The sequence below is a fragment of the Kordia jejudonensis genome (assembly GCF_001005315.1).
GTDB lineage: Bacteria > Bacteroidota > Bacteroidia > Flavobacteriales > Flavobacteriaceae > Kordia > Kordia jejudonensis.
The window spans coordinates 44,497-60,029 of record NZ_LBMG01000004.1; the positions used below are offsets into that span (position 1 = coordinate 44,497).

Sequence of the window (15,533 nt, forward strand, 5' to 3'; positions counted from 1 at the left end):
ACGCATTTGGGCATTTGACATAATTTGTATGCATGCATAAAAAAATAATTTAAATGCGTCATTATTAAAACGTTTAAAGGCAAAAAGTATACGAAACATTTAGGAAATTTGTATAAAAAATAAGATAATGTGTTATAAAATATCAAATACTGCTGGAAAGGAAGAAATTGAGGATGTATTTAATGCCACATTTAAGTTTCCAAAGCTCCATGAAAAAACTCCTGTTATAGATGGCTTGGTAGAGTCGCCAATTTCTATTATTAAAATGTCTAATAGGGAAGAAATTACATTGGCAATTTGGGGATTGTTGCCAGAAACGTTTCAAGATGATTGGCAATATTTCCAAAATGTACAAAATACATTAAATGTAGATTTAAAAGGAATAGAGGAAGACCCAAAGTATGAAAATGCGCTACAAGAAAGACGTTGTTTGATTATTGCTACAGGTTTTTTTACCTATTATTTGCACGAAGGAAATTTGTATCCATATTACGTACACTTGCCATCCAACGAACCATTTGCCATTGCTGGCGTTTATAATGAGTTGGATGACGGATTTGTAACGTGTTCTATTGTAGTATCTAAGGCAAATGAATTTATCAAAGAAATACACAATTCAGATACTTCTATGCCAGTTGTACTCAATACATTCAATCAAGATATGTGGTTAGATGCCAATACGAGTCAAGAACTTATTGAAACCATTGTAGAAACCACTTCCGAACTGTCATTTCATGCACACACCATCGCAAAGGAATTTCACAAATTGGGTGTAGACTTTGATTCTGTTTTGGAACCTGTTAGTTATAAAAATGTACCAAAAACTAAGTAGTTTTTCGGATATTATTTCTATAATCTTTTGGTAAAATTTTATAGCGTTCAAAGAAAATTTTACTGAAATAGCTTCTACTTTTAAACCCTATATAGTAAACTATCTCTGAAATAGTTAAGTCCGAATTTTTTAATTGATCCCTAGCAATTTCTAGTTTCAAGTCTCTGATGTATTCATTTACAGATTTTGAGTACAGTACTTTAAAACCTAATTGTAATTTTTTTGAACTCAGTTCTGCTACTTTCGAAAGAGATTCTACTGATAAATTCTCAGATATATTTTCTGCAATATAAGTAGAAACTTGATGGATTTTTTTAATGTGTTCTTGTGATAAAGAATCGGGCAATGTTTGCTTTACACTAGAGTTTTCATGTTCTAGCATTTGCATTGCCATAATCAAATTTAATTGTCCTTCAATTGACAGCGTTCGTATGATACCAGCATTGTGCGCATTGTCAAGTTCTTTTATCTCATCCGCAATTTTAAGATTGTAATTGCCTAAATGATGATAGGAAACATTTTGATTTTGACTTTCAAAAACCGTCCGCAATGCTTTGTCTAAATAGCTTAGATTGTTATTCTTCTTTTTCTGGTAATTTTCAGTTTCTAATTGGATAATATTTACTTTTACCTGAGTTGCTTTAGGAAAAATAAATACTTTCTTTGACGGTACTTTATTTGAAATGATAATATTCTGATAGCGATCAAAGTTTAAAAATGTGGCCGCTTCTTCTTCTTTAAATTCTAAATTACCTTCTGAAATAAAGATAAATTCAACTAACTTTCGTTCATTGTTTTCAAAAGTAATTTTAGTGACTTCAACAAAATTGACATTAAAATCAATTAATGATAGTCCCCAATCAAAATCAATACCTCTAATGACACCTTTACCTAGTTTATTGTCAAAAGTCATCGTGTATTCGCCCCAAGCCTCATTTAGTTCGCCGCCCAAATTTTCTTTTAATTGTATGAGCGCATCTTTAGTACTTGTGTTTTTTACATGTATCTTGTGCATCGTTCTTCTCCTTTTTCCGTGGAACTTTTAGGATGCAAAGATTAAACAATAACTAAATTTTCGTTAACACAAATGCCACGATAAATAACACTTTTGAGTACAAATATTAACACTATTGCTCAGTTTTATACAAATTGTAAGAAGTGAAAAGTGAAATTTAATTACATTTTAGGCAGATTTGTCACCTCTGGTTTTTTTCAAGTAGGCTTTTGGTGTAATTCCGTATCTTTTTTTGAATATTTTAGAGAAGTAACTTCTAGAATTAATCCCAATTTTGTACGTAATCTCTGTGATATTTAGCGAAGAAGTTTCCAAAAGTTCTTTCGCTTTTTCAATACGATGATTTTTAATATATTCATTTACAGAGGATTTGTATAAGTGTTTAAATCCATTTTGAAGTGTATTAGGATTAATGCCAACACGTTTGGCCAACACGGAAACATTATCAATACTGGCAATTTCATTTTTAATAATTTCCACGGCTTCTTCAATACTTTCCATGGTTGCTTTTCTAATAATCTTACGTTTTTCGGGCGTATTTAAGTCATCAAGATATTGCTGTAAGTAATGTACAAGTATTTCATAGGCTTTTCCTTCTAGAAATACAGCTTTCATGAAACCTTCCAACTCACATTCTGTAAATTCTTCAATAAATTTTGCAATGTCCAAACTATACTGACCTTTGTAAAAGAATTTACGAATTCCGTTGGCATCTCTAAAAACATTTACCAAATCTTCGTTCATTTCCGCTAAGAAAGATTCTATTTTTTCTTCAAATAATTTTCGATTGATTTCAATGCTAAAAACACAAATAGCAGTATTTGCAGGAATTTTAAAGAAGTGATTGTTGGTTGGTGTGCTAGAAAGCATTACACTATCTAACCTATTGATAATTTGCGAATCAGTATCCTCCGTGAATTTATGTTCAAAAGGAGATTGTCTGTTAAACATAATTTTAAGCGGATGCACAACTCCCTTTTTGAGTTCGAAATGCAGTTCCTTTTTTAATAAATAATCAGACTCTAATACGCTGATTCCGTTATCAAAAATGGTTGCTTTTACGAATCCTGTACCAAATTTTTCAGGAATTCTTAAACAATATTCGTTATGATTTTCATCATAATCAACATTAAGAACGCTTGCCATATCTTTTACAATATCGCTAGCTTCCATGTCGCCTACAGATAATTTCTTACTCACTTTTTTCTAAGATTAGTATTATATAAATATAGTCTTTTTAATGCTATTGGATGGGATTAATTTCTTTTGCGATAAAAATTTAATTAATAGAGCTAATCTTGGCAATCAAAATTTATGAAGTTTGTATAAGTAATTCGATACACGATTTTACTTTTATCAACAAACCACCAAAACCACTACAACATGTTACGTTGGACCATTACATTTATCATATTGGCATTAGTTGCAGGCGTATTAGGATTTGGCGGAATTGCCTCAGGTGCAGCCGTAATCGCAAAAATTTTATTCTTCATATTCTTAGTATTATTTATACTATCAATAATTAGAGGAAAACGTGTTTAGATCAAACAAGAAAGTAGCGTTCTAAACAACTATAAAAATTTAGGTTAGTTTTATGATTGGTCAGCTGGTAGGTACTAGTCACTAGTTGATTTTTAATTTTGTAAAAAGGTAGTATTGAGATGTGTTTCAAGCTACCTTTTTTAATTATTTGTAGTGCAAATATTGGTTTTTTGCATCAATTATAAAAATATCCGTGTAGTAATTTAGAATATGTTTTTTTATAAAATTAAATTGATATGATACAGTCACAATTACCTTCTTATAGAGATTTTGGTATTAGAGGAAACAAATCAATTCCAGAATATTTTAAAAATGAAGTGCTCAAAGCATTGTCATTTTTTCCAGAACTCGAACATACTTCAATAACATTTCAACTATCTAAAAAAACAGCAAAACATATAATGCACACGCATGTTTCGCTTTCTAGTTTACTCTTCAATAAACATAAAAGAGCGTATACAATTATCATCAGCAATAATTTTTATTTGCAAAATGCTGAAATTCGGATGAGTTTTATTCCGAAAGATGTATTAATAGGTTGGTTAGGAGTAGAGTTGGCAAAAATTTTGGCTTATGAATCAATTTCTACTTATCAATTACTTACAGAAATGTTTTCGTATCAAGTGTCTAAAGAGTTTGTGAAAAAGAAAGAATTGAAAGCTAATCGTTGCGCTAAGAAAAGAATGAAAACGTACGTTCCTGCTGCACGAAAATTTATTATAGACAAAAGCAATTTGCCTCTTCAAGTAGTTGAAAAAGTGAATACCATGTACACATCGCCAGCATTAATTGTAAATTTTATAAACGCACATTCAGCTGTGAAAAAAACTAAATAATCCTCTTTCGAAGCTTCCTGTTTATTATAATCAAGGATGAAGTTGATTAGGTGTACATGTCCTTAGATTTTAAAATTTTTTTGACTTTATTGTTGTAAATTAAGCTCAATCATGAATATGAATTGAATCACTTATATCGAACTGACGTTAATTATACAAATTGTTTTGTAACATGTATGGACAGATGCAACAAGGACAAAAAAGATTTTTTGAAAACTAAAAGCAGACAAGCTACATGCGAAAGTGTAGATTTTTCTCCAATGATAACATAATAGAACGTACATTTGATAATTAGGAAATGGTATAGATTCTTGTAAAGAATTCGTATTATTGTTCTTATTAATTGTCAAAATAAACAAAAAGTACCGAATCTCTAATTTGTAGAAAATTAGGTTATTACCTAAAACAATTCTGAATGATATCATAAAATTAGTCCCAACATTTTCATGTCATCTTCACACAAAAAATATAAGCAACTTAAAAAATAATTACATATCATTATGAAAGCAAAACCAACGTTAATTTGTATTCCTGATATTAGTGGTTTTACAGAGTTTATGAGTTCTACCAATATAGAGTTGAGCTCACAAGTAATTCCTGCGCTTCTGAATAAAGTTATTTACGCCAATACAATAGGTTTAAAAGTTTCTGAAATAGAAGGAGATGCTATTTTGTTTTACAAAACTGGAGATTTGCCAACTTTTGAAGAACTTATTACGCAATGCCGATTGTTCTATACAGAATTTTACAAGCAATTACGTTTACTGCACACACAATTTAAACACAATGACGATAAAATAAATATCCCAAGTGTATTAGGTTTAAAAATTGTAGTACATTTTGGGGAGAAAATTAGTGCCGTTCCTATTGGAAAAAATATAAAATTAATGGGAGAAGATGTAATTATTGCTCACAGACTTTTGAAAAATAAAATTCCATTTGACGAATATATTTTACTGTCTGAAAACATTTTAGATCAATATAAAGATAAAATAATTGAGCGCAATTTTGGTTGGGGAACATTACACGAAAAGGATACTTCTTACAAGCATATTGGAGATATAAGTTATAGTTATATTGATTTAACGCCACTCGTTGATTAAATTGAAATCAATATGAAAATAACAGTTGATATTGTTAAATTTTTTTCAACTTACCTTTATATACAATAGCTGCTGAGGTGTAACCGCCTTCGGTGCCATCTACAAAATGAATGTGATTTTCTTTTCGGTCTTGTACATAACACGACATTATTGATGAATGTGTAATGTGCATTCCGTAAGTAATTTCCTTTTCAGATTCGAGCGTATCTAAGAAAATTTGAAGCTTATTTATTTGTTTGCTGCTTCCAGAAATAACCGTGTTAATAGCGCCATCTAACATAATGGTATCACTTAATTGTGTAACACGATATAAGTAGCGTTTTCCTTCTGGAAAAATTTTAAAATAATACTTCCCAAAAACGGTAATCAACCAATTGTCAATTAAATATTTCCGATCATGCTTGCCAATTTTCGCCATCATTTCCTTTCGGATTTTTTCAATAGACGTATTCAGCTTTAACTTTAAGGTCGTAATCGGTCTTCGTTCATCTAGTGAGCCAAAAAGATAATTGATTTCGTCCATAATACTCTTAAACACTTGTGCTTGTTTCGTTTCATCGTGACAACTGACCAACAAGCAAACGACTTTATTTTCGGAACTATTTGGCTTAATTTCGTCCCATCTACATTCCATTCCAGTCAAATCAATGACTTTTTCATTATTTCCGAAGATATCAGTTGGTTTAAAATTATCTTTAATATACGCTTCCGCGAATTTTAATCCGTTACCCAAAACAACAGGTGTTGTCAAATACTTATTGTGTCTAAGTTTTGCAATACGAGCGGTCACATTGTTTTTATAAACTTCTTCTAGGATCACATTTCCGACTCTTAAATTGAGCTGTAATGTTTTCTTTATATGTACGCTATACGTGTTTAAAGCTGAAATAACTTGCGTAATAATGGCATCTGGAATTATAAAAGTGGCACCATCACCGCCAAAAAAGTAAGGAACTTTAATGGAAGCATCAATTGATTTAATCTCGTTTAAAACGGTAATAATACTTCCTGTTGCCGTCAAATTAATATCATTGTGTTGTCCGTTTTCTACAGCTATGCTAGAGCCTTCGATATCTGTAACGACAATGTGCCAATTTTTGGGTATGCCAGTAAACAGACTTTCATCCTTCAATAAATCTCTTAAAGGCGTAAAATGCTTAGGAAGATCTGAATAAAACGTGATTAAATCTTTCATGATGTATTAATACTACGGTAGTACAAATTTAACCTATAAAGCCATACAAAATGCGCTCATTAGATTAAATCTGAAAAAAGGGAAAGTTTTTAAAACAATTGGCATGAACAGAAATTATATAACAGACGATTAAAATTATGTAATACGGTAACGATCAAAATAAATACTTTTGTATCGTATCTTCGCACACATGTATACATGAAAAGATACATTTTGAACATTTACAATAAAAAACAATCATTAGCAATGACCTCTAAAATATCAATTTCAAATCGTGCAATGGGACTATTTGCTATCATTGCAATTGTTTTTTCACTCTACATATTGAAACCCTTAATTATGCCTTTGTTATTTGCAATGATATTAGGTGTAATGATTTTTCCCGTACAACAGTTTTTTGAAAGAAGATGGAAGTGTAGCAGAATATTTGCTACTATTTTTTCAATCATTATCATCTTTTCAATTACCGCAATTTTGTTTCTAATAATTTTCATTCAGCTGCAAGGCTTTGTGAATAGTGGAGAAGACTATGTTATTAGAATTACGGAGCTATACGAAAATATTGTAAATTACATGGGAGACGCTTTTAATATCAGCAACAGCAAAGTTATAAACAATAAGGATATAAAATTTGATCAATTGTTGAAAGGTAATCTAGGAAGAGTAACCGTTTTTATCTCAGAATCTGGTTCATTTATGAGTGATCTTATTTTGGTGCCGATCTATCTGTTCTTTTTCTTATACTACCGCCGTTTTCTGCGCACTTTTGCCTACAAAGTATTCAAAAATAAAACACAATCATTTGTAAATACAATGATTAATAAAATTTATAATGTTCAAAAAAATTACTTGGCTGGTTTGCTAAAAGTAATGCTGATTGTAGGTGTTTTAAATACCATAACCTTGTTCGTTTTAGGTATAGAAAACGCTTTCTTCTTCGGCTTTTTTGCAGCGTTGCTACTCTTAATACCCTATATTGGAGTCATTATTGGTGCATTATTACCCACAATTGTTGCCTTAGCAACCAAAGATTCTATTTGGTATGCTTTTGCGGTTATGGGTGTTTTTGGTTTTATTCAATTTTTGGAAGGAAACTTTATTACGCCAAAAATTACGGGTTCAAAAGTAAGTATGAATTCATTTATAGCTATCTTTTCATTAATTGCATTTGCCATGCTTTGGGGAATATCAGGAATGATTGTAGCCTTACCAATAACAGCTTCTTTAAAAATAATTTTTGATCATACACCTGGATATGAAGCGTATGGTTTTGTTATGGGAGAGCCTGTAGATGCGCTATTACAAAGTAAAGCCAAGCAACGACTCAAAGTTTGGAAAACACTTCGTCAAGAAAAGGCAAACAGTCGTAAATCGTAAAAGTTTTATCAAGCACGTTTATAAAAAAGAAATAGTTTAAATTTACACAATAAACTTATCCTTAAAATGAAATTATTTGTAAAGTTTGACTTTAATGCAGTTTGCACCAAGGTATTAACTGAAAAATTAGATGCGCTCGACGTAAAATACAATCTATTAGGTTTTGGTGAAGTAGAACTTTTGGAAAAATTATCTTCCGAAAAATACGCAGCTTTTACGAATGCTTTAAGTGAATACAATATTGAAATTGTTGAAAATCAGAAAAGCATCTTGGTTCAAAAAATTAAAGACACGATCATAGACATGGTTTTCAATGAGGAAACGATTGTGAACGTTAAGACATCTGCATACTTGGCGGATACGTTGGAACACAGTTACGGATATTTGTCCAATTTATTCTCGGAAGTAACATATACTTCCATAGAAAATTTTATCATTCTTCAAAAAATAGAATATACAAAACAATTAATTATAGAAGGGAATTTGAGTTTAACTGAAATAGCGTTTCAACTCAACTATTCTAGTGTGGCACACTTAAGCACACAATTTAAAAACACAACTGGAATCACACCAAGTGCTTTTCAGCGCATTATAACCAAACGTCGCGAAATTCAACAAAATAACTAGCCAAACAGATGAATGAAGATTACATACACATAGTATTAGCAGATGATGATGAAGATGATCGTCTCTTTTTTACGGATGCTTTCGAGGAACTCAAAATAACCACTAAAGTACAGACATACAATGATGGAGTGTATTTAATGGATTATTTAAATAGTGAAGATGCCATTTTGCCAAATGTATTATTTCTGGATTTAAACATGCCACGAAAAAACGGAATGGAATGTTTAAAAGAAATAAAAGCCAATGAAAAGTTTGCAGACATTGCAATTGCGATATACTCAACTTCTGCTTCTGAAGAAGATATTGAAAATACATTTATACACGGCGCAAATATTTACATAAAAAAGCCCGATAATTTTAAAAAGCTTAAAAAGGCATTGTCCGAAGTTGTTACCATCAATTGGCAATACCATACTAGCGGATTGAATAAAGATAACTTTTTATTAAGATTGTAATTATGCCATTAAAATCTATTTACAGAGCACCTTGGTTTGTAAAAGCGGTATTTGTAATATCCTTTTTTCTTATATTTTTTGTTGCGGGTGTTACCTATAAAAACATGAGCGATTTGTCTGATTCTTCGGATTTGGTCACAGAAAAATATGAAGTCGCTATTGAGTTAGAACAAATTTTATCTTATTTAAAAGATGCCGAAACTGGACAACGTGGCTTTGTAATCATAAAAGATTCAACATATTTAGAACCGTATTTTTCTGGAAGGGAAAACATCAATAATAGTCTTGCAGAACTTAAAGAGTTGATTAAAGATGAACCCGAACAAGGACAAAACTTAATCGAATTGAACTTTTTAATCGATAATTGCTTGGCAAATTTAGAACAAGTACAGCGATTTATCTTAAAAGAACAAAACAACATCAACAGTCCAGCTTTTGAACCACTATTTGCTAGGGGAAAAAAAATCATGGATCAAATTCGAGCTAAAATAAAAGTCATGCTCGATGTGCAAAACAAAAAATTAGAAATAAATCAAAAAGAATACGAGAATAATTTAAAAGTGACTCCGATTTTCTTGTACCTTCTAATGTTATTGTCGTTACTATTATTAATAGGTGCATATTTTAAAATCATTTCAAATCTTAAAAAGCTAGAAGCATCTAACCAAGCATTGGAGCTTTTTAAAGAATCTGCCAATCAATCAGAAATCGTAAGCAAACATGGTAATTGGACATGGAATATTGAAAAAGATACGTTTAGTTTCTCCGACAATTTATACCGTTTATTAGGAGAAGAACCACATTCGTTCGCGCCTACAATTGCAAATTTTATGAAATTTGTACATCCTGAAGATTTGGAAAAGCTAAGTGCGCAAGTGGAAGAAATGAAGGAAAATGAAAATTTACCGTTTATTTATTATCGTGTCATCCACAAAAATGGAACTATTAAACATTTAAAAGCGTATGGAAAAGTAGTTGTTAGTGGTGAAAATAGACGTAACTTATTAGGAACGACTACTGATATTACAGACGAAATAGAAAGTTTTAGAGCGTTGGAAAAACGAAATCTTGAACTGGAGCGAAACAACAAAGAACTTTCTGCCTTCAACCATGTAGCAAGTCATGATTTACAGGAACCGTTACGAAAAATACAAACTTTCTTATCGCGATTGGAAGACAAAGAAGAGGATAATTTATCAGAATCTGGTTTAAAATACATGTCACGAATCAAGAATGCAGCTACTCGAATGCGTTTGCTTATTGATGATTTGTTACAATTCTCAAGAACCAACAAAGCGGATAAGGTTTTTGAAGTTTCAAACATTAACTTACTGCTAGAAGGTGCAAAGCAAGATTTGGCAGAAGTAATTGCTCGGGAGAATGCCACAATCAATGCGGATGCTTTTCCAGTCATAAATGTAATTCCATTTCAAATACAACAATTATTTGCCAACCTAATTGGAAACTCGTTAAAATACAAATCTGAAGATCGTACACCAGAAATCAATATTACGTACGAAATGGTAAAAACGGAATCTGAAAAATTACTTACCAACGCAACGGCCGATTCCTATCATAAAATAGAATTCAAAGACAATGGTATTGGTTTTGACAATGAATATGCCGAAAGAATCTTTGTACTATTCAATCGACTTCACAACAAAGATGAATATACAGGAACCGGAATTGGATTGTCTATTTGTAAAAAAATTATAGAAAATCATCAAGGATTTATTTTTGCAAACGGAGAAACTGGTGTTGGAGCAACATTTACCATATACATTCCTGTAGTATAAAATAGCAACAAATACTACATTGAAAAGCCTTAAGCCTTGTGTTTGAGGCTTTTTTGCGTCTAATTCTTCCCGAAAGTAGAAATCCTATAACGAAGTCTGAAAATCGTGTAACACGCAACCTGTGTTTCCGCGGTACATTTGTAGTGTACAAAATAAGTAGTACAATACTTAAAAATTACACGTCTATAACATACAAATGAAAATCGTGTAACAAACATTAAAAATGATGTAACGCAAAAAGACAAAAGCTGTCGCATCTTTGTAGAAACGAAAATGAAGAAAGAATGAAATTAAACAGAAACATATTTATCGTAACAAGTCTCGCTCTGATAGCGCTTGTATCTGTAAGTTTTAATTCTTGTGAATATTTTATTAAAAGTGAGAATTCAGAAAACATTCAGAAATCAAAATCTAACAATAACATAACAACAGGACAAAGTGAAGCTAAATTATTAGTTCAAGCTTCCAAAAACAACTTAGACGTCATAGAATTATGTAGTATCATAGAAGATGTAAGCAGTGATGATGAAGTTAAAAATTTAGTTGAAGAAATAAAAAATGAACAACTAAAAGTACTTGAAACCTATAGTAAAGTAGCTTCCGAAAACGTCATTTCCTTACCGAGATATACAAATATGAGTTTTGAAGATATTACGAAATTAAATGATTCTTTAGACTTAGAATTACATCTAAAACTATTAAGTAAAAAGATACATAAGCAAAAAGATTTACTGAATAAATTATCAGATACAACAAACAATGAAGATTTTAAAGAATTGGTACAATCTGCTAACGATGTTTTAGAGGAAAGTTTTGATAAATCAGTACAGACACTAGAAATATTAAATTCAGACAGTTAAAAAATAGTAAAATCATAAATCATTAAAACCACATAAACCATGAGAAGTTTATTATATATCATAGCCGTTATATTAGTCATAGGATGGGTATTAGGATTCTTTGTGTACAGCGCAAGTGGATTGATACATATACTATTAGTAATAGCAGTAATTGCAATACTATTACGACTCATAAAAGGTGGCAAAGCAGTCTAATCCACTCAAAAGGATAAACACAAAATAATTATTAATTTAAAAACACAGAAAAGATGAAAATTAACAACACAGTATTAGTATTAGGAAGCGTAGCAGTAGGAGCAGCATTAGGAATTTTATTTGCACCAAAAAAAGGTGAAGAAACTAGAAAAGAAATTGCTGACGGAACGAAAGATTTAGCAAACAGCGTAAAAGATAACGTTGATAAAGTAATGAATGAAGTTTCTCAAAAGTTCAACGAACTTAAAAACGATGGAAGAGAAATCATTGCGAAAGGAAAAGAAAAAATCAATACTGCGTCACGTATTGCTACAGATGCAAAAGAAGAATTTCAACAAGAAGTATAGTCAATATACAGCAAAAAATTAACAATAACAATCAATAATGGAATCTACTGCATCACACATAGAGTCAATCTACGAAAGGGCAAAAGCCTACACGGAAACAAGCATAGAGTTATATAAACTCAACGCCATAGATAAAACAGCAGATGTTGTATCATCTTTAGTTTCGTGGATCGTATTGGGCTCTGTAGCAGCAGTATTTTTATTATTCATCAATATAGGAATCAGTTTGTACATAGGTACATTGCTAGGAGCAGGTTATCTCGGTTTCCTAATAGTTTCATCATTTTATTTGGTATTAGGCATTTGTCTGTACATTTTTAATGGAAAACTAATTATGCAACCAATTACTGACCTAGTAATCTCAAAATTGATGCGAAAGAAAAAAGAAGATATATTAACCGCTAATATTGCAATCCATGAAGAAGAGAATACGAAATAATATAGACCTAGAACTAGCAATATTAGAATTGAAAACTCAGAAAGCAATTGACTATGAGGCATTAAAATCTCAAATGGCACTTTCTTATGAGCAATTAAGACCCGTGAATGTTGTAAAACGTGTCTACTCAGACTTAAAGGATGAACCAAAAATAAAGAACAATGTTTTGGAATCCGTAATCAGTATTGCAGTAGGATACATTTCGAAACGCGTCTTAATAGGAAAATCTAATTCTTTTATGAAATCAATGTTGGGTTACCTTGTTCAAATAGGAGCCACAAAAATAGTATCCAATACAATAACAACAGATAAAAAATAAAATTAACACCTAATATAAAATAATACTTATTATGAAAAAATTACTAACATTAGCAATCGTATCAGTTTTTACAATATCAACGTTTACTTCTTGTGAAGAAAAAACAAAAGAAGAAAAACTAATTGAACAAATGGAGGCAGATGGAGCAGAGATAAAAACAAATGAAGATGGAACAAAAGTTAAAATGGAGACGGAAGATACGAAAGTGAAAATCAAGAAGGAAGATGGTGAAACGGAAATTAAAGTAAAAGATAAGCAGTAATTTTCATCATATAAGTATTGACAAAAGGCTATTTGAATTATCAAATAGCCTTTTTTTTGTTTAACAAAATTGTATAATTATATAACAGTTTCGTCATGTAAGTATTGATAAAAGGCTATTTTAATTATCAAATAGATTTTTTTCGTTTAACGGAATTGTAAAATTATATAACAGTTTCAAAAAATTGTATAACACAAAAAGGGCTTCTTCTTTGCATCTTTGTAATGTACTTAGAAATAGGTGTATATACGAAATGCTAACTTAAAACCTTTAAAGATGAAAACTATACAAATAAACATTAGTAACATTGAGGCTACTTTTAATAGTTTAGAGAGAGAATGTCAGGGTAATTTAAAAGAAGTAGAAACCGAAAGATCATTAGAATTTGAAAACCACATTGGCGCAGGAACCATTACGGGTTTTAACTTTAATAACAACATTGCATACATAACGTATGATGTAAAGTTCAGCGAAAATACAGTAGTAATATTCAATCAAGAAGCAAATGAGCAATCCCTCAATTATGTATATTGCTCACAAGGAGAATTGCGTCACAGTTTTGGAGAAACTAACGAGAACGTAAGTTTCGCGGAAATGCAAACAGCTATCTTTTCAAACTCTATCGGAAAAGCAAATCATTTATACTTTAAAAAAGATACATACCAAAAATTCACAATGATTAGTTTCTTGGCAAGCAAGCCAGTCTCAGAAACAACCGACGAATTTACAACACAATTAATGCAATTATTCCAATCGAAAGAAGTAGAAGGAAAATTTGCATACATAAGTTCATACAACTTAAAAATACAAGAACGATTAGATCAAATTGAAGCAGTATCAAGCAATAGCATTGTAGACCAACTACTCAAAAAAGGAATATTGCAAGTATCGCTTTCAATGATCGTAAATCAATACTTTGATGATGTACAAAACAATGCTAAAAGTTCCAATGTATTAACACAAACCGAAATGGAAACGGTAAAAGACATTAGCGAATTCATCAAAAACTATCCAGACTATCAATTCAATCTTAACTATCTAAGCAAAAAGTCAGGTTTAACGCCAGCTAAATTGCAAGAAGGTTTCAAAGCACTTTTTGGAAGAACAGTTTCAAACTTCATAAAAAACGTACGCGTAGAATTGGCAGAACGACTCATAAAAACTTCAGATTTAAGTATCTCAGAAATAGTTTATACAATTGGTTTTAGCAGTAGAAGCTACTTTTCAAAAATCTTCAAAGAAAGATACAATTGTAGTCCAAAAGAATATCAAGATATGAAGTCTTCGTATAGAATGACAGCTTAAAAATCAGTTAGTTACCATAAAAAATAAAGAATATATTTTTAAATAGCATTTCAACATAAATTTACCTAACTTGAAAGCATTTTGGTATGTTAATTGCACTATATATACCATGAAAACATTTGATAAATTTATGCATTTAAAAATAAGCAACGTACTCACACTTTTTTTCTTACTCGTAAGCACTGGTGTTTTCTCGCAGCAGCAGAAATTGCCAATAAGTCATGCAGAAGAAATTGAGCCCATAGGAGATTTAAAAGATGCTACACTACAGCTATTACTAGAATCGCAAGTAGAAAGCAATCCGAAATGGAAAGCCTTGGCGCGAAACAAAAAGTTGTCGATCGGTATTGTCGATTTAAGCGATCCTACAAACATAAAATACGCAGGAATCAACGATGATGAAATGATGTATGCTGCAAGTTTGCCTAAAATTGCCATCTTATTATCGGCAATGGATGCTATTGAAAAAGGAGAATTAAAATACACAAAAGAAGTCAAAAAAGATTTACGTCTAATGATTAGTAAATCTAACAACAAAGCGTCTACACGAATGATAGATCGTTTAGGATATGAAAAAATTGAAGCCGTTTTACGTTCGCCTCAAACAAAACTATACGATGAAGAAACGGGTGGTGGACTTTGGGTTGGAAAGCGATATGCAGCTGGAGGAAAACGAAATCCAGATCCGATGAAAGGACTTAGTCATGCCGCAACTACGCGACAAGTATGTAGTTTTTACTACCAACTAGCCATGGGAAACTTGGTTTCTACGCAGTGCTCAAAAGAAATGTTAAACATTATGAAAGATCCTGCGTTGCACCATAAATTTGTAAACGTATTAGACGAAATAGCTCCAAAAGCAACAGTATACAGAAAATCTGGTTCTTGGAAAAATTTTCATTCCGATTCCGCAATGGTTTGGGGACCAAATCGTAAATACATTATTGTCGCTTTGGTAGAAGATGGACAAGGAGAACAAATTATGAGAAAACTCGTAAAACCGTTGGACGTGTTGCTAAAGAGATAAC

At 31.2% G+C, this 15,533-nt stretch carries 19 protein-coding genes; 16 read left to right on the forward strand and 3 right to left on the reverse strand.

Annotated elements, in window-relative coordinates:
* The first annotated feature begins 127 nt into the window (after positions 1-127).
* Complete coding sequence (locus AA089_RS02935) at positions 128-832, forward strand: SOS response-associated peptidase (RefSeq protein WP_046755422.1); 705 nt, start codon at positions 128-130, stop codon at positions 830-832.
* On the opposite strand, the gene AA089_RS02940 is transcribed toward AA089_RS02935, so the two are convergent.
* Entirely contained in the window at positions 825-1,847 is a 1,023-nt protein-coding gene (locus AA089_RS02940; protein WP_046755423.1) for a helix-turn-helix domain-containing protein, read from the reverse strand. The two genes, AA089_RS02935 and AA089_RS02940, sit on opposite strands and share 8 nt — an antisense overlap.
* A 168-nt stretch (positions 1,848-2,015) precedes the next feature.
* Entirely contained in the window at positions 2,016-3,047 is a 1,032-nt protein-coding gene (locus AA089_RS02945) for a helix-turn-helix domain-containing protein (protein ID WP_241479964.1), read from the reverse strand.
* A gap of 183 nt (positions 3,048-3,230) precedes the next feature.
* Here AA089_RS02945 and AA089_RS24055 point away from each other — a divergent pair, with 183 nt between their 5' ends.
* From AA089_RS24055 to AA089_RS02960, 3 genes are all read left to right on the forward strand, one after another.
* On the forward strand, positions 3,231-3,389 hold the full coding sequence (locus AA089_RS24055) for a DUF1328 domain-containing protein (protein WP_046755425.1): 159 nt from the start codon (positions 3,231-3,233) through the stop codon (positions 3,387-3,389).
* A gap of 236 nt (positions 3,390-3,625) precedes the next feature.
* Entirely contained in the window at positions 3,626-4,225 is a 600-nt protein-coding gene (locus tag AA089_RS23435) for a hypothetical protein (protein WP_053002175.1), read from the forward strand.
* Between the two features lie 500 nt (positions 4,226-4,725).
* The gene (locus tag AA089_RS02960; RefSeq protein ID WP_046755426.1) at positions 4,726-5,328 is read left to right on the forward strand and encodes a DUF2652 domain-containing protein; all 603 of its coding nucleotides are present in this window, start codon (positions 4,726-4,728) and stop codon (positions 5,326-5,328) included.
* A 34-nt stretch (positions 5,329-5,362) separates the two neighbouring features.
* Here the strand turns inward: AA089_RS02960 and AA089_RS02965 are convergent, their stop codons facing one another.
* Positions 5,363-6,523, reverse strand: coding sequence for a DUF3095 domain-containing protein (locus tag AA089_RS02965; RefSeq protein WP_046755427.1), 1,161 nt, complete (start codon positions 6,521-6,523; stop codon positions 5,363-5,365).
* A 198-nt stretch (positions 6,524-6,721) separates the two neighbouring features.
* Here AA089_RS02965 and AA089_RS02970 point away from each other — a divergent pair, with 198 nt between their 5' ends.
* The 12 genes from AA089_RS02970 (at position 6,722) to AA089_RS03020 (ending at position 15,532) form a co-directional block, all read left to right on the forward strand.
* Entirely contained in the window at positions 6,722-7,900 is a 1,179-nt protein-coding gene (locus AA089_RS02970) for an AI-2E family transporter (RefSeq protein ID WP_053002176.1), read from the forward strand.
* Positions 7,901-7,966: 66 nt separating this feature from the next.
* Entirely contained in the window at positions 7,967-8,527 is a 561-nt protein-coding gene (locus AA089_RS02975; RefSeq protein ID WP_046755428.1) for a helix-turn-helix domain-containing protein, read from the forward strand.
* Between the two features lie 8 nt (positions 8,528-8,535).
* Entirely contained in the window at positions 8,536-8,982 is a 447-nt protein-coding gene (locus AA089_RS02980) for a response regulator (protein WP_046755429.1), read from the forward strand.
* A 2-nt stretch (positions 8,983-8,984) separates the two neighbouring features.
* Complete coding sequence (locus AA089_RS02985; RefSeq protein ID WP_046755430.1) at positions 8,985-10,778, forward strand: sensor histidine kinase; 1,794 nt, start codon at positions 8,985-8,987, stop codon at positions 10,776-10,778.
* A 284-nt stretch (positions 10,779-11,062) separates the two neighbouring features.
* The gene (locus AA089_RS02990) at positions 11,063-11,638 is read left to right on the forward strand and encodes a hypothetical protein (protein WP_046755431.1); all 576 of its coding nucleotides are present in this window, start codon (positions 11,063-11,065) and stop codon (positions 11,636-11,638) included.
* A 39-nt stretch (positions 11,639-11,677) separates the two neighbouring features.
* Complete coding sequence (locus AA089_RS24505; RefSeq protein WP_156168879.1) at positions 11,678-11,833, forward strand: lmo0937 family membrane protein; 156 nt, start codon at positions 11,678-11,680, stop codon at positions 11,831-11,833.
* 53 nt (positions 11,834-11,886) lie between these two features.
* Positions 11,887-12,180 (forward strand): YtxH domain-containing protein, encoded by a 294-nt coding sequence (locus AA089_RS02995; RefSeq protein ID WP_046755432.1) that lies wholly within the window; start codon positions 11,887-11,889, stop codon positions 12,178-12,180.
* A gap of 37 nt (positions 12,181-12,217) precedes the next feature.
* Complete coding sequence (locus tag AA089_RS03000) at positions 12,218-12,619, forward strand: hypothetical protein (protein ID WP_046755433.1); 402 nt, start codon at positions 12,218-12,220, stop codon at positions 12,617-12,619.
* Positions 12,597-12,938 carry a hypothetical protein gene (locus tag AA089_RS03005; RefSeq protein WP_046755434.1) on the forward strand — a complete coding sequence of 114 codons (342 nt, stop codon included), beginning with the start codon at positions 12,597-12,599 and terminating at the stop codon, positions 12,936-12,938. Before AA089_RS03000 ends, AA089_RS03005 begins: the two co-directional genes overlap by 23 nt.
* Before the next feature lie 31 nt (positions 12,939-12,969).
* A complete protein-coding gene (locus AA089_RS03010) occupies positions 12,970-13,200 on the forward strand; it encodes a hypothetical protein (protein WP_046755435.1) in 231 nt (76 codons plus the stop codon).
* 276 nt (positions 13,201-13,476) lie between these two features.
* A complete protein-coding gene (locus AA089_RS03015) occupies positions 13,477-14,505 on the forward strand; it encodes a helix-turn-helix domain-containing protein (protein ID WP_046755436.1) in 1,029 nt (342 codons plus the stop codon).
* A gap of 109 nt (positions 14,506-14,614) precedes the next feature.
* On the forward strand, positions 14,615-15,532 hold the full coding sequence (locus AA089_RS03020; protein ID WP_241479965.1) for a serine hydrolase: 918 nt from the start codon (positions 14,615-14,617) through the stop codon (positions 15,530-15,532).
* The last annotated feature ends 1 nt before the right edge of the window (position 15,533 follow it).

Bases quoted from the DNA above. Each gene is read 5' to 3' on its own strand.
- AA089_RS02935 (WP_046755422.1), top strand. From the start codon at position 128: ATGTGTTATAAAATATCAAATACTGCTGGAAAGGAAGAAATTGAGGAT.
- AA089_RS02940 (WP_046755423.1), bottom strand. From the start codon at position 1,847: ATGCACAAGATACATGTAAAAAACACAAGTACTAAAGATGCGCTCATA.
- AA089_RS24055 (WP_046755425.1), top strand. From the start codon at position 3,231: ATGTTACGTTGGACCATTACATTTATCATATTGGCATTAGTTGCAGGC.
- AA089_RS23435 (WP_053002175.1), top strand. From the start codon at position 3,626: ATGATACAGTCACAATTACCTTCTTATAGAGATTTTGGTATTAGAGGA.
- AA089_RS02960 (WP_046755426.1), top strand. From the start codon at position 4,726: ATGAAAGCAAAACCAACGTTAATTTGTATTCCTGATATTAGTGGTTTT.
- AA089_RS02965 (WP_046755427.1), bottom strand. From the start codon at position 6,523: ATGAAAGATTTAATCACGTTTTATTCAGATCTTCCTAAGCATTTTACG.
- AA089_RS02970 (WP_053002176.1), top strand. From the start codon at position 6,722: ATGAAAAGATACATTTTGAACATTTACAATAAAAAACAATCATTAGCA.
- AA089_RS02975 (WP_046755428.1), top strand. From the start codon at position 7,967: ATGAAATTATTTGTAAAGTTTGACTTTAATGCAGTTTGCACCAAGGTA.
- AA089_RS02980 (WP_046755429.1), top strand. From the start codon at position 8,536: ATGAATGAAGATTACATACACATAGTATTAGCAGATGATGATGAAGAT.
- AA089_RS02985 (WP_046755430.1), top strand. From the start codon at position 8,985: ATGCCATTAAAATCTATTTACAGAGCACCTTGGTTTGTAAAAGCGGTA.
- AA089_RS02990 (WP_046755431.1), top strand. From the start codon at position 11,063: ATGAAATTAAACAGAAACATATTTATCGTAACAAGTCTCGCTCTGATA.
- AA089_RS24505 (WP_156168879.1), top strand. From the start codon at position 11,678: ATGAGAAGTTTATTATATATCATAGCCGTTATATTAGTCATAGGATGG.
- AA089_RS02995 (WP_046755432.1), top strand. From the start codon at position 11,887: ATGAAAATTAACAACACAGTATTAGTATTAGGAAGCGTAGCAGTAGGA.
- AA089_RS03000 (WP_046755433.1), top strand. From the start codon at position 12,218: ATGGAATCTACTGCATCACACATAGAGTCAATCTACGAAAGGGCAAAA.
- AA089_RS03005 (WP_046755434.1), top strand. From the start codon at position 12,597: ATGAAGAAGAGAATACGAAATAATATAGACCTAGAACTAGCAATATTA.
- AA089_RS03010 (WP_046755435.1), top strand. From the start codon at position 12,970: ATGAAAAAATTACTAACATTAGCAATCGTATCAGTTTTTACAATATCA.
- AA089_RS03015 (WP_046755436.1), top strand. From the start codon at position 13,477: ATGAAAACTATACAAATAAACATTAGTAACATTGAGGCTACTTTTAAT.
- AA089_RS03020 (WP_241479965.1), top strand. From the start codon at position 14,615: ATGAAAACATTTGATAAATTTATGCATTTAAAAATAAGCAACGTACTC.